This window comes from Microbulbifer sp. CNSA002 (assembly GCF_047324085.1).
GTDB lineage: Bacteria > Pseudomonadota > Gammaproteobacteria > Pseudomonadales > Cellvibrionaceae > Microbulbifer.
On sequence record NZ_CP172449.1, the window covers coordinates 3,822,869 to 3,842,698 of the forward strand.

General features: G+C 48.7%; 16 protein-coding genes and 1 tRNA gene. 9 read left to right on the forward strand and 8 right to left on the reverse strand.

Annotated features, from left to right (window positions below; genetic code table 11):
- The first annotated feature begins 61 nt into the window (after positions 1–61).
- Together xseA and ACG1BZ_RS16940 are read left to right on the forward strand one after the other, a co-directional pair.
- Complete coding sequence (gene xseA / locus ACG1BZ_RS16935; RefSeq protein WP_413662849.1) at positions 62–1,414, forward strand: exodeoxyribonuclease VII large subunit; 1,353 nt, start codon at positions 62–64, stop codon at positions 1,412–1,414.
- Positions 1,415–1,487: 73 nt separating this feature from the next.
- A complete protein-coding gene (locus tag ACG1BZ_RS16940) occupies positions 1,488–3,788 on the forward strand; it encodes a transporter substrate-binding domain-containing protein (protein WP_413662850.1) in 2,301 nt (766 codons plus the stop codon).
- A gap of 14 nt (positions 3,789–3,802) precedes the next feature.
- Here ACG1BZ_RS16940 and ACG1BZ_RS16945 read toward each other — a convergent pair whose 3' ends face one another.
- The 3 genes from ACG1BZ_RS16945 to ftsH form a co-directional block, all read right to left on the reverse strand.
- Positions 3,803–4,780 (reverse strand): NAD(P)H-quinone oxidoreductase, encoded by a 978-nt coding sequence (locus tag ACG1BZ_RS16945; RefSeq protein ID WP_413662851.1) that lies wholly within the window; start codon positions 4,778–4,780, stop codon positions 3,803–3,805.
- A gap of 203 nt (positions 4,781–4,983) precedes the next feature.
- Entirely contained in the window at positions 4,984–7,263 is a 2,280-nt protein-coding gene (locus ACG1BZ_RS16950) for a TonB-dependent receptor (protein ID WP_413662852.1), read from the reverse strand.
- Between the two features lie 588 nt (positions 7,264–7,851).
- Positions 7,852–9,825, reverse strand: coding sequence for an ATP-dependent zinc metalloprotease FtsH (gene ftsH / locus ACG1BZ_RS16955; RefSeq protein WP_413662853.1), 1,974 nt, complete (start codon positions 9,823–9,825; stop codon positions 7,852–7,854).
- 366 nt (positions 9,826–10,191) lie between these two features.
- Between ftsH and ACG1BZ_RS16960 the strand changes: the two genes are divergently transcribed.
- Positions 10,192–10,268 (forward strand) — tRNA-Arg (locus ACG1BZ_RS16960).
- Between the two features lie 445 nt (positions 10,269–10,713).
- Here the strand turns inward: ACG1BZ_RS16960 and ACG1BZ_RS16965 are convergent.
- The 4 genes from ACG1BZ_RS16965 to ACG1BZ_RS16980 form a co-directional block, all read right to left on the reverse strand.
- Positions 10,714–11,496, reverse strand: coding sequence for a sulfite exporter TauE/SafE family protein (locus ACG1BZ_RS16965; protein ID WP_413662854.1), 783 nt, complete (start codon positions 11,494–11,496; stop codon positions 10,714–10,716).
- 82 nt (positions 11,497–11,578) lie between these two features.
- Complete coding sequence (locus ACG1BZ_RS16970) at positions 11,579–12,091, reverse strand: flavin reductase family protein (RefSeq protein WP_413662855.1); 513 nt, start codon at positions 12,089–12,091, stop codon at positions 11,579–11,581.
- A gap of 25 nt (positions 12,092–12,116) precedes the next feature.
- Positions 12,117–13,145, reverse strand: a complete 1,029-nt coding sequence (locus ACG1BZ_RS16975) for a methionine synthase (protein ID WP_413662856.1) — start codon at positions 13,143–13,145, stop codon at positions 12,117–12,119.
- 28 nt (positions 13,146–13,173) lie between these two features.
- Positions 13,174–14,151 (reverse strand): DUF1852 domain-containing protein, encoded by a 978-nt coding sequence (locus ACG1BZ_RS16980; protein WP_413662857.1) that lies wholly within the window; start codon positions 14,149–14,151, stop codon positions 13,174–13,176.
- Positions 14,152–14,303: 152 nt separating this feature from the next.
- Between ACG1BZ_RS16980 and ACG1BZ_RS16985 the strand changes: the two genes are divergently transcribed.
- A complete protein-coding gene (locus tag ACG1BZ_RS16985; RefSeq protein ID WP_413662858.1) occupies positions 14,304–15,206 on the forward strand; it encodes a LysR family transcriptional regulator in 903 nt (300 codons plus the stop codon).
- Positions 15,207–15,385: 179 nt separating this feature from the next.
- Here the strand turns inward: ACG1BZ_RS16985 and ACG1BZ_RS16990 are convergent, their stop codons facing one another.
- The gene (locus ACG1BZ_RS16990) at positions 15,386–16,144 is read right to left on the reverse strand and encodes a substrate-binding periplasmic protein (RefSeq protein WP_413662859.1); all 759 of its coding nucleotides are present in this window, start codon (positions 16,142–16,144) and stop codon (positions 15,386–15,388) included.
- Positions 16,145–16,328: 184 nt separating this feature from the next.
- Between ACG1BZ_RS16990 and ACG1BZ_RS16995 the strand changes: the two genes are divergently transcribed.
- The 5 genes from ACG1BZ_RS16995 to ACG1BZ_RS17015 all read left to right on the forward strand — a co-directional run bounded on the left by ACG1BZ_RS16995 (position 16,329) and on the right by ACG1BZ_RS17015 (position 19,644).
- On the forward strand, positions 16,329–16,751 hold the full coding sequence (locus ACG1BZ_RS16995) for a DUF4440 domain-containing protein (RefSeq protein WP_413662860.1): 423 nt from the start codon (positions 16,329–16,331) through the stop codon (positions 16,749–16,751).
- Complete coding sequence (locus tag ACG1BZ_RS17000; RefSeq protein ID WP_413662861.1) at positions 16,748–17,596, forward strand: zinc-dependent peptidase; 849 nt, start codon at positions 16,748–16,750, stop codon at positions 17,594–17,596. Before ACG1BZ_RS16995 ends, ACG1BZ_RS17000 begins: the two co-directional genes overlap by 4 nt.
- Positions 17,597–17,698: 102 nt before the next feature.
- Positions 17,699–18,427, forward strand: a complete 729-nt coding sequence (locus ACG1BZ_RS17005) for a hypothetical protein (protein ID WP_413662862.1) — start codon at positions 17,699–17,701, stop codon at positions 18,425–18,427.
- A gap of 141 nt (positions 18,428–18,568) precedes the next feature.
- On the forward strand, positions 18,569–19,054 hold the full coding sequence (locus ACG1BZ_RS17010; RefSeq protein ID WP_413662863.1) for a DUF6892 domain-containing protein: 486 nt from the start codon (positions 18,569–18,571) through the stop codon (positions 19,052–19,054).
- 260 nt (positions 19,055–19,314) lie between these two features.
- The gene (locus ACG1BZ_RS17015; protein ID WP_413662864.1) at positions 19,315–19,644 is read left to right on the forward strand and encodes a YceK/YidQ family lipoprotein; all 330 of its coding nucleotides are present in this window, start codon (positions 19,315–19,317) and stop codon (positions 19,642–19,644) included.
- Positions 19,645–19,830 lie beyond the last annotated feature (186 nt).

A 19,830-nucleotide genomic window follows, 5' to 3' on the forward strand; every position in this document is an offset into this window, starting at 1 on the left:
TTTACCTATAAGGGCGATACTGCAATATTGCTCCGCCCAATACGCCCGACGAGATTCACCGATGCAGACAATTCCCCCTAGTCAAAATGCAAAGCGCAGCGTGCTGTCGGTCAGTGACCTGAATCGGGAAGTTAAACATCTTCTGGAAAGCAGTGTACCCCTTCTATGGATCAGTGGAGAGGTTTCCAATTTTTCCATACCCAGCTCCGGGCACTGGTATTTTAGCCTTAAAGATGCGCGGGCCCAGGTGCGCTGCGCCATGTTTCGCGGTCGCAATCGCAGTGTCGCCTTTCGGCCGCAAAATGGTCGCGAGGTTTTAATCCGGGCCAGGGTGAGCCTGTACGAAGGGCGCGGAGAATTTCAGTTAATCGTTGAGCATATGGAGGAGGCCGGCTTTGGCGCCCTGATGCGCCAGCTGGAACAGCTCAAAGCAAAACTGAATGCTGAGGGCCTGTTCGAAACAAGCAGAAAACGCTCTCTTCCGTTTTTGCCAACCAATATCGGCATTGTCACTTCGCCGACAGGCGCGGCAATACGGGATATGATTCACGTATTGGGCAGGAGACACCCTTCTGCACAAATTGAAATCTGGCCCGTAGCCGTTCAAGGTCAGGGTGCCGCTCAGCAAATCGCGGCAGCGATTGAAAAAGCGGGCCGCAGTGGTCGCCACGATTTATTAATTGTCGGTCGCGGCGGAGGCTCCCTGGAAGACCTGTGGTCTTTTAATGAAGAAATTGTCGCCCGCGCACTGGCCGCAAGCCCTATTCCCACTATTTCTGCAGTCGGCCACGAAACCGATACGACTATTGCAGATTTAGCCGCAGACCTGCGCGCCCCCACCCCCTCTGCCGCGGCGGAAATAGCCAGCGCCAATGCTGCAGAAATTTCACAACGGCTTGAGCACATCCAGCGCAGATTGAACCGCGCCATGGTCAACCAACTGAAACATTTATCTCAACAGGTTCAATTGCGACGCAACCGTTTGCGCCACCCCAAGGAGCAGCTCCTCAACCAGGCCCAACGACTGGATCATTTGGAGATGCGCCTGGTAGCAGCTTGCCAACAGCAAATCCAAAGTCGCAAATCCCAATTGGATTCCGCCTCCAGAGCTTTTGCCCACAACCTACCGACACGCCGACTCGACAATAGTCGAAAGCAGTTAATTCAACTCAAGGGAAACCTGGAGCGTGCGATGCAACTGATATTACAGCGCGGCAGTGACAAACTATCCCACGGAGCCCAATTACTACAAAACATCAGTCCCCTGGCAGTATTGCAGCGAGGCTACGCCATTGTTCTGGATTCAGAAAATCGCGCAATTCGCGATAGTTCAGAACTGGATACCGACCAGCAAGTCCATATTAAGCTGGCCAAAGGGAACTTCACTGCAGAAGTTAAAACCATCGAAAACTGATTTCTTTAACAATTAAAGAGCGCAAATTAAGCGACACTATAATGGTTGAGGTATAGTGCCTTCGGAGCAATATATGGATAGTGAATCTACTGCTATCCACCTCAACCAGTGGACCTTGATACTACTTTCAGTACTACTGCTTGCCCTTGCGGCCTGCACGGAACCAGATCGTGATTCTGGAGTAGCTGAATCAGTCACCATGTCAGCTGCCGAAGCGCAGGATGCCGACAAGCGATCAGGGCAACTGCCTGAAGTAACCCCCGCTAAAGAACAGCAAGTCAACTACATCGAAACCGGTGACCTTAGGGACATAAGAAAACACGGCACAATTCGGTTCGTTAATTTAACCGGTGCTTCCGAAGACCTGTTACCTCGTGACGATGTGGTGAGTCTCCGTCACTTCGAACTTGCCAACAAACTGGCCAAACAGTTAAAGCTGGAACCCAAGTGGATAAAAGCTGAAACGCCCGATGATGCAGTGCAAATGCTGATCGATGGCCAGGCAGATGTAATCGCCTATAACCTGACTGTCACTGACGCCCGTGAAGAAATTATTGACTTCACGGTTCCTCTTCGCCATTCGCGGTTAGTACTCGTCACCGGTCCTGAAGGTCCAGATATTTCAGATGCGAGCAAATTAAAGGATCTGGAATTTATTATCCCTGCCGGCTCCTCTATTAAAGAAACTGCAGAGCAACTTGTTGCCGAAAATCCAAACTCAAACCTAACTATTCGAGAAATTGATATTAACGGTAACCGAGATACCCTGCTGGATATCATCAATGGCCAGAAGAACCGGGTTGCTATTTTGGAGGATTTTTCAGCCCAGGATTTGCGCAATTACCGCGATGACATGCGGATTGGTGCAGATGTATCTGAAGTGCAAAATATTGCCTGGGGCGTACGCAAAGACTCCAAACGCCTACATACCACTCTCGATAATTTTTTGACCCGCAACCTGGTTAAGTCCCAGGAAGAACGTATTACCGATTGGAAGGGTATTAAAAAATCGGGGGTAATCAGGCTACTCACTTACAATGGGCCGACAACCTATTTCTTATGGAAAGGTGTATTAATGGGGTTTGACTACGACCTGGCCCAGGCTTTTGCCAATAAGCACAAACTCCAACTCCAGGTTATTGTTGTCCCCTACGAAGAAGACCTTGCCGACTGGTTAAGGGCTGGTCGCGGTGACTTTGCCGGGGCTGAACTCAATATTACCAGTGCCCGTGAAGACCAGGGCATGGTATTCACCAAGCCCTATGTCGAATCCACAGACCAGATCGTCAGTGGTAAAGGCAGCCCCCCTATTACCCAGATTCAGGATCTTAATGGCCGTAAATTAACTCTACGCGCCTATTCATCATTTATTGAAACCGCTGAAACACTGAAAGAAGCAGGTATCGATGTCGATATCCGTGTGGCGCCGCCAGATATTTCCCAGTCACAAATCTTCTCATTAATCGCCGACGGGCTGGTAGATGCGACCATATCCCACTCCGGTCGAGCCAAGATTGAGGCATCCGTTCAGCCACAACTGGTACTCGGAACCCTGATCGGTGACCCGCGTCCACAGGGCTGGATGGTATTAAGACAAAATTGGCACCTGCTACAGAACTTGAATAAGTTTTTGAAAAATTACAGAAAAACGAGCCAATATCAAAAACAATACCAGGCTTATTTTGAGCCGAACAAACGATTTACCCAGCGAGTAAGTTCCCGGGTAATACCGGGAGAAAACCTCTCTCCTTACGATGAGCTGGTGAAGGAATCCGCCTTTAAATACGATTTTGATTGGCGCATGATCGTCGCGCAAATGTGGCAGGAGAGCAATTTCAACCCTAAAGCCGTATCTCCAGTTGGCGCGCAGGGATTGATGCAGGTAATGCCTGCCACAGCCGAGGAAATGGGATTTCCTCCGCCGCTGTTCGAACCTGAAAGAGGTATTAAAGCGGGGGTAAAATATATGGATTGGGTGCGAGATCGCTTTAATCCCGCTTTGCCAACCGTAAATAAACTCTGGTTTACTCTCGCTTCCTACAATGCAGGATACGGCCACTTACTCGATGCCCAACGGCTGGCTAAAGAATTGGGACTGGATCCCAATGTGTGGTTCGACAATGTGGAAGTCGCCATGCTGAAACTGGCCCAGCCCCAGTACTTTAAACGGGCTAGATACGGCTATGTGAGAGGCTCCGAGCCGGTGCAGTATGTACGCAATATCAGCAATCTATACAAAGCCTATGTGGAAATGATGAGCGATGATGTGACAGTCCGCCCTCCTCTACAGCGCCTGCCTGGCAAAATCTATTGTGAACCCGGGGATGTGCCTGAGGGCGTTATCCAGCGGATGCCCACTTACTCCTCGCCCTAGGCAGCCACAAGTCCTTACAAGGTTAAAACGATTTTCCCGGTGATAGTACCGGACTCCAGTAATTTATGGGCCTCAACCGCCTGATGCAGAGGAAACTCAGCGGCTAGTTGCGGCCGCACTTTACCCGCTTCAATTAGCGGCCAAACCTTTTCTTCCAGCGACTTCGCAATACCGGCTTTAACTTCTGGCGAGCGTGCCCTCAAAGTTGAGCCGGTCAATGTAAGTCGTTTCAACATCACCGGCATCATATTTACTTCTACTTTAGCGCCAGCCAGGTAGGCAATATTCACGATTCTGCCGTCGTTAGCGGCCACACGAATATTGCTATTGATATAGCTACCGCCCACCATATCCAAGATAACATCAGCTCCGTGATCATCAGTCATCTCGCGCACAACGGAGACAAAATCTTCATCCCGATAGTTAATCGCCTTCTCCGCTCCCAACGCCACACAGGCTGCGCATTTATCTTCTGTTCCCGCAGTAGTGAAAACCCGGGCTCCCAATTGATGGGCCAGCTGGATCGCCGTGGTACCAATGCCAGAGGAACCACCATGGATTAAAATCACCTCGCCCGGTTTTAAACCGGCGCGGTCAAATACATTAGTCCATACGGTGAAAAAAGTTTCCGGCAATGCAGCTGCCTCAATAAGACTAAGGCCTGCGGGGACCGGGAGGCATTGTCCCTCTGGAGCTACTGCAAACTCTGCGTAGCCTCCACCATTGGTCAGGGCACAAACTTTATCCCCCACCTGCCAGCGCACAACTTTTTCCCCGACTTCAACAACCTCACCAGCCACTTCCAATCCCAATACCGGCGATGCTCCAGGAGGTGCCGGATAATGCCCTTGGCGCTGCACAATATCAGGGCGATTAACCCCAGCTGCGGCTACACGGATAAGGACTTCGTCTGCACCTGGAGCAGGCTTATCCATCTCCTGCAATTGCATGACTTCAGGCCCACCAAATGTAGGCAGATCAATAAACCGCATATTTTTCCCCTTTATAGGTTCACTTTTATTGCCACGCTAACAAAACAAGAGTATCAAAAATCATCAAGCAGTTTTTATTCAACACGCAACCCAAAAAAAACGGCCAGCTCCATCACAACTTTTAATTGTGAAAAGGAACTGGCCGTTTCGAAGTCTGCTGGCTTAAAAATAACTTTCTCTAAGCAGCAAATTCTCAGCCGAGATTAGAGTTCGTAAATAAACTCAACCCCCATAACACGACCTTTATTTAGCGGGGTAAAGCTGGCACCGATACCACCAAGGTTAACTGGTAGCTGCGTATCATTACCCTCAGTAACTTCATCAAGCATATTTTTACCGAATACAGAAACTGTATATTGGCCGCTATCCGCAGTATAACCGATACTAAAGTCCACCATTTCTACTTCAGACAGCATACCCTTGTTATCATCCGTATAAGGTGCTTCATCGCGATGATTGTAGTTAATGCGGGAGGTGATTGTTCCGTAGGAACCTAGAGAAAAATCGTGCACTAACCCTATACCATAAGTCCATGGCGCCAGGCGTGGGATCTCAAGACCCAGGTCTTCATCATCCACAAAGCCGTCACCATTCAGGTCACCGAGTACCTTATCGTAATCGCCATCTACATAGCCCACGTTGAAGGTAAGCAGCAGGTTTTCACTGAGCGCAGCCATGGTCTCCAATTCAGCACCACGAATTGTCGCATCTGCGGTGTTGCGGATAACCTGTACCACCCCAGCCTCAGGGGAGGAGAAATTCTCCTCCCGCTGCATATTGTCAATACTATTGTGGAACACCGCCATATTGGTGCGCAGTCGGCCATCAAGCCAGTCTACCTTGGCACCAATTTCGAAGCTGCTCTGCTCTTCCTGATCTGTTGCCTCGGGCTTGAAGTTCCAACTTGTATTGCGGAAGTTGTAGCCACCACTGCGGAAGCCTTTGGTCCAGAAAGTGTAGAGCTGAGTTTCATCGGAAACCGTCCACTGCAGGCCCAGTTTGGGAGTGAACGCACTCCAACTTTCACTATCATCAAGATCGTAGTTAGAGCAACCACTTAGGGTGCAGTAGTTCAGCGGGATAGAGGCAATCTTTGCGTCTTTTTCCTCACTCGAGTAGCGTCCACCCAGGGTCAACACCCAGGCCTCGTTCAGGTCGATATCAGCCTGGGTAAATAATCCATAAGTGCTGTGATCCTGCACACCACCACCGGTCCAATCGATAATGCCGCCCTCACCATCGGCCAGCAAACGATTTTCCAGGTAGGTCACATCCTGAGAGAACCAATAGACACCGGCAGTGATGGCCGTGCGACCGAAACGGCCGGCATAGCGCAACTCGTTACTCAACTGGCTCTGATCTACGCTTGAGTCCGCATGGAAACCGACAAAAGGCAGGGAATCAATATCCCCCAAACCCCGCGCCTCATATTCACGCCAAGCCAGGATATTTGTGATGGTGCCATCACCGAATTCAACGTCTTTATTGAACTCAGTAATGATCTGGGACCACTCGTCTTTTTGATAACCCTCTTCGTCCTGGGCTACTTCAAAAGAATCTTCACTATTGTCCCAATCAGGAATACCGTATGCCTCAGCAATCTGGGTTGCGCTGGGGAACTGATAGCTCCCATCTCCTAGTGGTATCTCATAACTTGCATAACCCCGATTTTGCGCAACCACCCCATCGGAATCCATGCGGCCGTGCTCCATCCGCACAAGCAGTTCTGCCGTTTCATTGAGTTGAACACTAAAGCTTGGGCGAATAAACCAGCTGTCAGAGGCACCGGCATTATCATTGCCGGTGGCAACATTTTCGAACCAGCCACGGTCATCGTTGTAGTAAACGGTCAGACGGCCGTTAACATCGTCAGAGATGGCACCATTAATTGAACCCGCAGTCACCACATCCAGATTATCCGTTGTGGACACCTTGACGCGAGCAGAGAATTCATCAGTTGGGCGCGCTGTTTTAACTACGACAGCACCACCGGTAACATTACGACCAAAGAGCAGGCCCTGCGGACCACGGAGAACTTCGATACCCTCCAGGTCAAACACATCGGTAACAACACCCGCATTCACACCGAGGTACATACCATCGACAAAGACCCCTACTGTGGGATCAATTGATGGAATAGAGCTATTCACTCCAAGACCGCGCACAGTGAAGTTTGCCGTATTTTTTACGGTACCCACATCCTCCAGCTGGACGTTGGGCATTTTGAAAGAAAGGCTTTGTAAATCCCTAGTTTGCAGAGCCTCCAGTTGGTCACCGGAATAGGCGGTTGCCGCTACCGGAACATCCTGAAGTAATTCTGCGTCTGCACGCTTACGGGCTGTTACCTGCACTTCTTCCATAAGGGTGCCGACTGCTCCCTCTGCGGCATAACTGGGGCTAATACCACTGGCTAACCAAAGAGTTGCTACGGAACAGGCGGAAAGCAGAGCAGAGTGCTGCTTGGGTTTTGACGGACTTCCCATGTTTTCTCTCCATTGTTTTATTTTTTTTATGTACAACAACGGACTTATCGCAATCGGTACTGCCTGGCTCCACCGCTCTACCTCTATAAAGAGGCTCCGACTAAGTGAAGCTCCGATTCAAGACCGCGCTGATAAAGAGGCACAGATTTCGTAGTGAATCTGTGACATGGACAGGTTACAGGCTCACAACCGTGTGTGGAAGTCTATTTAACGTAAATGTCTGTAAAAATAACTCAATTAGTCTGGAAAGTTCTTTCAACTTGAAGAAAAAAATTAAAGGGAATGGAAAAAATAAAATTATGCACTGTTTAAGGGCGATACCTTAAGTTGCCCTTTTACTTAGAAAATTGATTATTTTCAAAAAAGCCAATGACAATATGTATCTAAACCACCCAAAAAACACAAAACTTTTTGTCTATTTTAAATTGATGCGCTCTCAGCTCTTTTAGATTAGCCTGAAAGTGCCCTTCGATATTTCAGGTTACCGGCAATTCAAAACTAATAAACTCAATTAACCTGGTACATTCAAATACATTAAATTTGACCAATGGGTCCGCCTGAAAAATAAATTTCCATTAAAGCCAGGAGCTATTTCGGCGCAATAGATGTGTCATCACCACCCGCAGCCACATGGGAAAGTATTTCATTTATTTCCGCTGCATCGAGGGTTTCTTTTTCCAAAAGAGCCCCAGCCAATGCATCCAATTTCTTGCGATTTTTTGTCAGCAACTGATCTACTTTCATCTCAATACCGCTGATCAAAGCAATAATTTCGTCATCAATAATCTCTGAGGTGTGTTCGCTGAAGTCCTTCTGCTGGGCCATCTCGCGCCCCAGGAATATATGCTCCTCTCCCCGGCGGAAAGCAACGGGGCCTAATTTTTCACTCATCCCCCAATGCGTCACCATGTGACGGGCCAGTCGCGTCGCCTGCTTTAAATCTGCCTCAGCACCAGTGCTCACCTCCTTGAACACCACCCGCTCAGCAACCCTCCCCCCAAGCATTACGCCGATACGATCGCGGAGATAACTGACCTGCATACTGTGATGTTCTTCCGTGGGAATCTGCTCGGTAGCGCCGAGACTGTGCCCCCTGGGGATAATAGTTGCCTTCTCCAAAGGATCTGCATTGGGCAATAGCGTTGCTACCAACGCGTGTCCCGCTTCGTGATAGGCGATAATCCGCTTGTCCTCCTCACTGATAACCATTTCGCGCTCGCCACCGAGAACCACTTTATCCCTCGCCCTCAACAAACAATCCATATCCACTGCGGACTTATCTTCTCGCCCCGCCAACAGTGCAGCCTCATTAATCAGGTTTTCCAGATCCGCGCCGGCAAAACCTGCAGTAAGAGCCGCGAGCCGCTCTAGATCCACCTTGCCGTGCAATGGGACATCGCGGGAATGAATCTCAAGAATTTCCTTGCGTGCGGCCTTGTCTGGAAGGTCCAGAGTAATTTTTCGGTCAAAGCGCCCCGGTCTTAGCAGCGCCGCATCGAGAACATCGGGCCTGTTGGTCGCCGCAACCACCACCACCGCCTCCTGGGGGTCAAAGCCGTCCATTTCCCCAAGGATCTGATTGAGCGTCTGCTCCCGCTCATCGTGTCCACCACCAACACCCGTTCCCCGCGCCCGGCCGACGGAGTCAATCTCATCGATAAAGATAATTGAAGGAGCATCTTTCTTGGCTTCGGCAAACATATCCCGCACACGGGAAGCGCCCACCCCTACAAACATCTCAATAAATTCAGAGCCACTAATACTGAAAAATGGCGCTTCACTCTCACCGGCCAGCGCTTTCGCCATCAGGGTTTTGCCCGTACCGGGAGGCCCCATTAGCAAAATGCCCCGGGGGATCTTCGCTCCGAGCTTGCGATAGTGCTCCGGGTTCTTGAGGTACCCCGCCACTTCTTGCAGGTCCTTCTTCGCATTTGCCAACCCGGCCACATCATCGAAAGTCACTTGGGACTCACTGCGCTCAAACCGCTTTGCTGGTGATCGAGCAAAACCGAAGGGACTGCCGGGAGCCCCACTGGCCATCTTTTCCTGCATTCGCCGCCCCATCCAAACCAGGAGCCCAATAATCAGCATCCAGGGCAGAAGCAGAATCAACATCCGCTGCATAAAGCCCCCTCCCGGGGACTCTGCCTGGATTTCCACTTTCTCCTTTTCCAGCAGGGGCAGCAGTTCGGGGTCTTGAACGGAAGGTAGAATGGTTGTGAAGTGCTCAGGCTGTGGAGCCTTTTTTTCTTTCTCGCCAGTGTTTGACTCCGACAGCTTGCCCGCCTCCGGCTTAAAAGTGCCGCTTACTCTATCCCCCTCGATAACCACGCTGGCAACTTTGCCTTCGGCGACCTCTTTCTTAAAGTCACTGTAAGCTAACTCAGTCCGCTTGCCAGAAAGCTGTCCGTTAGTGCAGTACTGTACAGTCAGTATTAAAAGGAAAATCCACAGGAAGTACTGAAGCCAATTCAGCGGCCCTTGCGGAACCGGCTTTCCCGATGGCGGTGAAGGAGACTCCCCCTGCGGCAGCTTTCGCTCTTGGTCCTGCTCGTCCGCCATATATTCTCACTATATCTCTGGAGAAGCCTGCCGCCGGAAGATAGGCCGGACCTGGCAATGGGCAATGGAAAAGGTGCGAATCATCGGAATCCCGGTAGAGTAATGAGTATAGTTCGCCGCCAATCACACCGAGGAATTTAATGCCTCGCCCCCGGATAACTGGCGCACCCGGCACTCAAGGCAGTATTTTTCAAAGTAAGGCTTGCAAATTGAGGGAAGGCACGGCAGAATTCGCGCCCTGTCGAGACTGGTCGACCGCTCCCAGAGGGGCCCAGAAACTCGATAAGTTGCGGATTTTTAAGGATTTTTTCCAAAAAGAGGTTGACGGCAACGAATCAACTCTCTATAGTTCGCACCCATAACGACGCGCTCGTAGCTCAGCTGGATAGAGTACCTGGCTACGAACCAGGCGGTCGGAGGTTCGAATCCTCCCGAGCGCGCCATACAAAGAAAAGGGCTTACGTCTCACGACGTAAGCCCTTTTTTGTTGTAGAGCAGCTAATGCCAAACTGCTCTTTACACAATTTACTCTTCGCGGCCTCGCCCACCCCAGCAATCCCTATTCACTTTAAGCAATCACAAACAGCTTGAATGACCCAGCAGGGTTAGAAACAATCTCTTTCATTCGTTCCATACAGCGGATAGATATACGCACATCAGTCAGCGGGAGCAATTGCACCAACTGTGCAACCTCCAGATACGCTAATCCATTTTCATCTCGCTAGGGTCCTGTGCTCGACTAGAGATTTCGACACACAAAAGAAAGTTAGGAGTTAATACTCTTCACTTGGGCCCGATCGCACCTGGAAAAGGATTGAAGCCCCCTTCCACTTTTGCAGCTGCGCCTATACCGAGATAACAATCGATAGACTGCAATTCACTGATGCCTCAGAGTAGAAAACTCCCACCCACGCAGAGCAACAGCAGGGCAAACAACCGCTTTAGCAATTGCGGAGATAACTTGTGAGTCAGACGCGCCCCAAAACGGGCGAAGAACATGCTGGTGATGGCGATACCGACCATGGCTGGCAGGTAGATAAAACCAAAACTCCACTGCGGCAGTTCAGGTTGCTGCCAACCAATAACCATAAAACTCAGAGCGCCGACAGCAGCAATCGGCAAACCACAGGCTGAGGAAGTTGCCACTGCTTGCTGCATCGGCACGCTGCGCCAAGTCAGAAAGGGAACAGTTAGTGTGCCACCGCCGATGCCAAAGATGGCAGAGGCCCAGCCTGTTACCCCGCCGGCCGCTGTCAGCCCCAGCTTGCCGGGAACAGCGCGACTGGCCTTGGGCTTAAGCTCCAGTGCCATTTGAATGGCAATGGTGATAGCAAATACACCAATAATCTTTTGTAGCATCGGCCCCTGGATAGCTGCCGCAGTAAAGGAGCCGAGACTTGCACCGAGAAGAATACCCAGGCTCATCCAGGCAAACGTCGGCCATAGCACCGCGCCTTTGCGCTGATGCTCCAGAACCGAGTTAATCGAAGTAAACACAATAGTCGCTAGCGAAGTGCCCACAGCCAGGTGGGTCAGCACATGCGGATCGATACCCTGGGCAGTAAAACTAAATACCAGCACGGGTACGATGATGATGCCACCACCAACGCCAAACAAACCGGCCAGCACCCCAGCCACAGCTCCTAGCAGCAGATAGAGTAGAAATTCCATAAATTCCTCGAATTAATTAATGCGGGTTTCTTCTGGAGGCAGGCGATGGGGCCGCATGCCCGCAACCCGTTGCTCACATGTATTACCCGGCTGGGGGCACCGCAGTAAGGTTGCGATATTGACCTTTGAAATACAGCAGTGGCTGCCTTGCAGCAGCTTTTTGTAGGTTTAACGCCTTCACCTCACCAATCACAATCAGGTGATCTCCCGCAGCGTGTTCAGCATGAATTTCACAGTCAAGCCAGTGTAGGCTGCCGGCGATAATGGGATTCCCCAGCGGCGATTCCTGCCATTCAACTTCGCTCCATTTGTCCGCGCCTTGACGAGCAAACTGGTTGGAAATCTTGACCTGATCATCCGACAGGATATTGACTGAAAATCGGCCTGCCTGGCGAATTTTGGGGTAGCTGTACGAACTCGACATAACGCTGAATGACACTAATGGCGGGCTCGTCGATACGCTATAAAACGACTGGCAGGTAAAGCCTATCGGCTCATCCTCACGGCGCGATGCGATCACGGTAATACCGGAAGCGTAATGCCCCAGTGCCTCGCGAAAGCGCAACGGTTCTATGGCTGTACTGGAAAGTGACATGGGAGCACCTAAATATTGTAGACAGCTAAACCGAGAGCTCTCTTCGAACAATTTCTGCACCTGCACTTAACGCATTGAGCTTACCGTTCGCAACCTTACGGGATAGAGGCGCCATACCACAGTTCGTACAGGGATAGAGATCCTTAGCATCCACATACTTGAGTGCTTTTCGCAAGGTATCGGCGACTTCCTCCGGTGCTTCAATCGTGTTGCTTGCCACATCAATAGCGCCCACCATCACTTTTTTACCACGAATAAGCTCAAGGAGATCCATTGGAACATGGGAGTTGTGGCATTCAAGCGAAATCAGATCGATATTGGATTTTTGCAGTTTTGGAAATGCTTCTTCATATTGCCTCCACTCTGAACCCAGAGTTTTCTTCCAGTCTGTATTGGCTTTGATACCATAGCCATAGCAAATATGTACGGCAGTTTGGCATTTCAACCCCTCAATGGCTTTTTCTAAAGTGGCAATCCCCCAGTCATTTACCTCATCAAAAAACACATTAAATGCAGGCTCATCAAATTGAATAATATCAACACCAGCAGCCTCTAGCTCACGTGCTTCCCGATTGAGGATTTTGGCAAATTCCCAAGCGAGCTTTTCGCGGCTTTTGTAGTGGCTATCGTAGAGAGTATCAATCATTGTCATGGGGCCAGGTAATGCCCACTTGATAGCTTGACTGGTTTGCTGGCGTAAAAACTTGGCATCTTGAACAAATACTGGTTGTTGCCTAGATACTTCGCCAACAACTGTCGGCACGCTCGCATCATAGCGATTGCGGATTTTAACGGTTTCCCGCTTCTCGAAGTCAACGCCGTTGAGGTGCTCAATAAATGTAGTTACAAAATGTTGGCGGGTCTGCTCCCCGTCACTAACGATATCGATACCGGCTTGTTGTTGCTCTTGTAATGTCAGGCGCAAGGCATCCTGCTTACCCTCTTGTAATTGATCGCCCTGTAATTTCCAGGGGGACCAAAGTTTTTCGGACTCTGCGAGCCAGGATGGTTTAGGCAAGCTTCCAGCGCTTGAAGTTGGCAATAGGCGATTCATGAAAAATAATCTTATCTATATTTGTTAATTAAAGCGCGTAATTAGCGGCCCACTGATCAAGGATACTTCTGTATGGCTTGATAAATTGTTCTTCAGTAAACTTTCCTTGCTTTATAGCCAGCTGGCTACGCTCTTCCCGGTCATAAATTATTTTAGTCAGTGAATAATCCTGGTGCTTCAAGCTGGGCTGATAGCAGGTCCCCGCTACAGAGTTTGCATTATATATTTCAGGTCGATATATCTTTTGAAAGGTTTCCATCGTGCTGATAGTGCCTATAAGCTCAAGATTCGTATAATCACCAAGCAAATCACCTTGGAAGTAAAAAGCCAAAGGGGCAACACTATCCGGCGGCATAAAATAGCGAACCTGCAAACCCATTTTCTCGAAATACTCATCAGTTAAAGAGTATTCGTCCTGCCGATACTCAACACCCAGCACGGGGTGCTGATTTTCAGTTCGATGATAAGTCTTACTGCTCGATACACTCAGACAAATAACAGGGGGCTTGCTGAAGTTATCCTTGTAGGCACTTGAATTCAGGAACGATTGAAAAATTTTCCCGTGAAGATCACCATAACCTTCAGGAAGGCTAAACTTGTCTTGCTTCTTGTTATGCTCCAACAACAACACGCTGAAATCATAATCCCGCACATATGAAGAAAAGTTGTTTCCTACTATGCCCTCAATCCGTTGATTGTTTTTATGATCAACAATATTCGTCTTCAATACTTCAATGGTAGGAAAGGCTTCTCCGTTGCCTTCAATATCAATATCAACGGAAATAATATCCAGCTCTACGGAGTAACGATCTGCACTAGGGTTGTCCCAATGCGCCAGGGCATTGAAACGACGATCAATCATTCTCAAGGTATTGAGCAAATTGTCCCGACGGCTCTCCCCTCTCGCCAAGTTCGCAAAATTGGTGGTGATCCGCGTGCTATCCGCTGGACGATAGTTTTCATCAAAGCGTAAGTTCTTGATGCTGAATGCAAACTCTTTATTCATTGCGGCCTGGTATCCTAATTCCTAAGACAAAAACTGAGTTCGTGGCTTGGTGATTGACATTGCCAGGCAGGATAAGCCTCTTTATAAATGAACAAAAATGGTATATTTTCAACCATCCATTAATTTTACTCATGGTTTACCCGGGTAAAGCTATGCTAGAGCGCGCGCACTTAACAATAATCCAGGCCGTAGACCATCACGGTTCGCTAACCGCTGCAGCCAAGCACCTTTGCCTAACCCAGTCGGCGCTGAGTCACACGGTACGCAAGCTGGAACAGAACCTCGGGGCCCCTATCTGGTTGCGTGAGGGCCGCAGCTTGCGCTTGACCCAGACCGGTGAGTATCTGCTTGGATTGGCCAATCGAGTCCTGCCACAACTGGAACACGCTGAGAGCAAGCTAAAGCAAATGGCTCAAGGTGAGCGCGGTACCCTGCGTATCGGTATGGAATGCCATCCCTGCTATCAGTGGTTACTGAAAGTAGTGTCGCCATTTCTGGAAGATTGGCCGGACGTGGATGTGGATGTTAAGCAGAAATTCCAGTTTGGGGGTCTCGGCGCTTTACTGGGTTACGAGATCGACCTGCTAGTTACCCCTGACCCTTTCTATAAAGCCGGACTGCGCTTCGATCCCGTATTTGACTACGAGCAGGTGCTGGTAGTCCCTCGAGATCACCCGATGGCAAAGCGAAAGTACCTGACAGCAGAAGACCTGCGGGATCAGGTGTTGTTAACTTACCCCGTGCCACCGGACCGACTGGATATCTATACCCAGTTTCTCAACCCTGCGGGCGTGGTGCCACTGCGCCACAAGACCAGTGAAACTACCGATATCATGCTACAGATGGTGGCCAGCGGCCGAGGGGTCGCGGCCCTGCCGCGCTGGCTTGCAGAGGAGTACTCTACCAAGCTGGCACTATCGGTGGTGCGCCTCGGGCGACAAGGTATTGCCAAACAGATTTTCTTAGGAACTCGTGAAGACGACAGCGAAGTTGAATACCTGAGTGCTTTTATCAAACTGGCCAGAGGTTATGAGCACTCAGAAACTGGGACCTAAGACCGATAAGATTTATCGATAGCCCCGCAAGAATTCATTAAGCAGCAAGTTTCTATTTGCCGACAACGAACTAGATGCAGTAGGTCCGACCCCGCCCCACTACACCAAACAAGAAAGGCCTAAATCACAAGATCCAGGCCCCTTCTTTCTCGATTAATTGTTCCGCAGTTTCAGGCTATCTACTTACAAATATCCTGCTTTTGCACCACATCGTATTTCTGCAATAGGGCTTTGTAGCGGCCACTGCTGCACAGCTCTGCCAGTCCGCGATTAAAGTCATCTCTCACTTTTTCATCGCGGAAACCGACTCGAAAGTCTGTCATCATCGGGAATATCTGGAATAGGTCAACCTGAGCCATGGTATGACCCATTTTATTGCTGTAGTACTTAAATAGCTCCATATCCACCACGGCGACCGCATCTGGCATTTTCCAGAATTGGGCAACCAAGTCACGAGCTGTTGGCGCCTGCATAACATTCTGTTTCTGGGTGCCATTGGGCCCAAACATTTTTTCAAATTCGGGCCCAAGATCCATAGGAGCTCCCTGCCAAGTGATCACTTTCTTGCCCGCGAGATCTGCAACACTGCCAATCTTCATTTCTGCACTGGCTTTAGCAATGGCGTAGTTGGCAAAGCTGATCATATTGTTCGAGTAAAATAGGCCATCATTCTTCTTGAGTACATTCACCGCTGCCTGAACCATACCCTGCTCAAGTGCCGGGGCCGTCTCCGCAAACCCCATCTGTACGAACTCCAACTTATAGCCAGGGAGAGCTTGCCGAACGATATCTATTTCCAAACCACTGGTCGCACCGTCAATCACATAGGGTGGTGCATCCCCGGCGATCGCCACTTTTAACGGAGTTTCACCGGACTGGGCCAGCACCTGGGTACAGACTCCAAACATCAAGACAAGAAGGGCCAATAGCGAACGCATAAGCTTCTCCACAGTGACAGGAAAATCACTCAGACGCTCTAAGTGTTGGCAGACATCCCCCATTTATCAAGCTTCGCTTCCGCATAACTCTATCCATCCGAAACCTTGAATTCGGCAGTAAACTCCCCATTCTAAAACCAGGCAAATAGTAATTTGTCGCAACTGGGGCATACCGGGTAAAACAGTGATACATGAGATTGCCGATATTCTGATTGAGAATGAAACAAAGCTGCATCAATTCGAGATACGCAAAGACCCTGAAGTCATTAGCAAGCTGCTAAGCCCTAATTTTATAGAGGTAGGGAAATCCGGGCGGACCTTTGATTTCAAGGCAATAGTGCGATCAATGCAACAGGAGGAAAATACGGGCTGGGAAATTCACAGCCAAAACTATGAATGCATTCCTCTCTCTGACACAGTCATTATGCTGTTGTATAAATCTGCACGGCGAGGCCAGCAAGGGGAGTACAAGGGGTTTTGTAAGCGATCATCTATTTGGGTTAGAAGTAAAGGGCAGTGGCAAATGAAATTTCACCAGGGGACTCCCTGCCAAGAATTTAAGCTGGAAGATAATATCTCACGCAAACAACCGGCGTTTAAGCTGTGAGTGCTTTTATCGCAATTATCCTGCTAGCCCTGGCGATATGGCTGGTTCCCCACTTCTACCGACAGTGGCGCATTTTTTACCTCCGCTCACAACCCTTAACACGGGAACAGCTACAACTCATTAGAGAAAATCTTCCTCTCTATCACTACCTTAACTCCAATCAGCAGCAAGAGTTATGCAGTAATATCGCCCTATTTCTCCACGGCAAAGAGTTTGTCGGTTGCGAGGGGCTTCAAGTCAATGAACGCATGAAGGTGGCCATCGCTGCCCATGCCTGCCTACTCCTATTGGGCCGCAAGAATGAATGCTACCCCAACCTTTACAGCCTATTGCTCTACCCGGACACCTATGTCGCTCACGAAACCCGTCGGGAAGGCTATATAGAAACAGCCAGGCACAGTGCCCGTGAAGGGGAGGCACATTATCGTGGACCCGTAGTCCTCTCCTGGGGTGACCTGGAGAAAGATTTACAATCGCCTGAACGGGGCCACAATGTCGCCCTGCACGAGTTCGCCCACAAAGTCGATGAAGAGGATGGTTACTTTGATGGTCGCCCTCTATTTGAAAGCAGTGATGAAGGAGCCACCTGGGCTGAGGTTATGAGCCGGGAATTCCACCGCCTGAGACAAAGGGCCGAATTCGGTGAGTTTCCTGGTGATACGCCCTCCGTGCTCGATTTATACGGCGCCCAGTCTCCCGCTGAATTCTTTGCTGTAGCAACAGAAAGTTTCTATACGATCCCAACGGCTATGCACGCCTTACACCCGGAGCTCTATAAGGAGTTAAGTCATTTCTATAGAATTGATCCCGCCGAACTAATACGCGGAAAAAGTACCGTGGCCTGACAAATACGCTACCAGTTCGGTTTCTGTCCTCCTGCTATGCTTATTTCGTGCACCAGCGGAGTTGGAATAGTGGCCAATACGCATTGTTTAAGATTCGCTCTTGTGGGACTGGTTGTTCTTTTGGCCATGACTCAACCGGCCACAGCAGATATCGCCACAAACCAACAGGATGCAAAGGCTCTGATAGAGCGCCTTGAAAAACTGTATCTCAAGGGCCCTACTCCTGTCTTTGTTCTACAGCTGGAAAAAAATACTCTACCGGACGCTAAGTTACAGGCTTTTGCAATGGAGCAACGCCTTATTAACTTATCGGACTTGAGAAGTAATGCACTATCTCTGCATCGTTTTGGTGGCTTACCGGGACATAGTACGAGAGCATTTTTTACTCGAATTACGACAGCAGAAATTCAAGCTAATACCCTGTTACCTAACCTGATTCAAGCATTGGGTATCTCACCCGAGCAGATCGCCCAATACCAACCACTCGCAGGTGCCCAAGCCTATCCAGCCTATACTACCTGGCTAGCCAACTACGCTACACCCGCCGAAATTGCCGCTGCCCTGTTAATCAACTTTCAGAGTTTTGGCAAAAATGCTGAGCGCGTTGCAAAAGCTCTCAAACAAAATAAACGCTTTACCAATGAACAGCTCAGTTTCTTAATGACTTTTAGCCAACTTCCAGAAGGGTTTAGGGAACAGGCTATCGATATAATTGCAAGAGGACTAGCTTCAGGTGTTCGAGAAAATGATATTGCCATTCGCGTGCGGTTAATCCAAGCCTATGAACGGGAGTTTTGGCGAGCATTTGAAACAAGCAACATTCGCAATTAGTACGATAACTCAAATTCTCTAACTTATCGGCATTACTTAACCGCCAAAGATATACCTAAAATTCTTGATTGACCTAGTAAAAACTACTTTTATTCTCTCAAGCCGAAAGAACTTCCCCTATTACGAAATATATTGTAGACAATGAAAAAAATGGATCTCACAATACTTATATGGAAAGTAAAGGTAGACTTAAAAATGAGTGAATATGCGGAATTCAAGGATGAAAACTTCAGGTTATTAGTCCTAGATAAGTTAATGTACCATTATAAGGTAATACAGCCTGAATTCGATATTTTTCAGTTTGCCGATAGTTACACCAAAAGAAATATAGATATAGAAGAAGAAGGGTACGAGCCTATCCCCGAAGCTCTCGACCACTTCCGGTCCATTCCAATTAAGAAAGAATGGCTAAACGATATAACTGACCTTCATCAGGATGGGGGTGGCCATATCTGGTTACAAATCATTCCCTTCTGGTGTGGAACTACTGACGACTTTGATATCCATTCCACCGAAGACACAAACCTCCTACCAAACCTGAAAAAGCTCATACTTTTCTACAATGAAGAAAATCCAGAAATTTTAGAAGATTTCAAAAGAAAAGGCATAGAGGCCAAATGGGTATAACTCTAAAAAATTACTATCAGGCAAAAAATATTTAAATTCTAACCAATATCGTATATCAGTCCGCCCTTTACTTGAAACTAATGTTCTGAGTTTGAGATACCGCCAAGCAGCGACAAAGTAAACCTCAGATGTGAAAATTTTGACTTTCCTCACTTCCAATTGAGTACAGATATTACTTATAGTACACGCAAAATCTGGAACTAATTTAGAAAACACTACTCTATAGCCCCGCAAAAGATCACATCAGCAAGGATTAGTTTGTGAAACGTATTATTTCTTTAGTATCAGCCTCTCTAGTTTGTGTATCATGTGCCACAGTGAAGACAGTTAACCCTAAGAATAATCAGGTAGATATCACTCATAGAGGCCACAAAAGCTATTGCGAAAGTATTCCAAGAGTTTATAGCGGAACCTCTTACTCCTTTTGCTTGCTAAATAGCGAACCCAGTCAGACTGTAAATACTGGATCAACTATCAACCGTGTTCCACTGGTAGCTATAGATGCTGTTTTTTCTGTAGCCGCTGATACCGTTGTTTTGCCGTATACCGTAGTGACTCAGGCGAAGCATGGTAATATCGAAGTAAACTGATATGCTCCACCTGTAGATTAACAATTTTAAAGTAGTTATTAATAAGCCCAACTGAAAAGTCTCTCTTTTAACCACAGAAAAATATTTTTATTGGGAACAGGCCGCGATCACTGATTTTGTCTTACTTTCAAATCCATGATCCGGCCTCTAGCTGCCCCTAGGCTAAAAGCAAAACTAAACAAATTA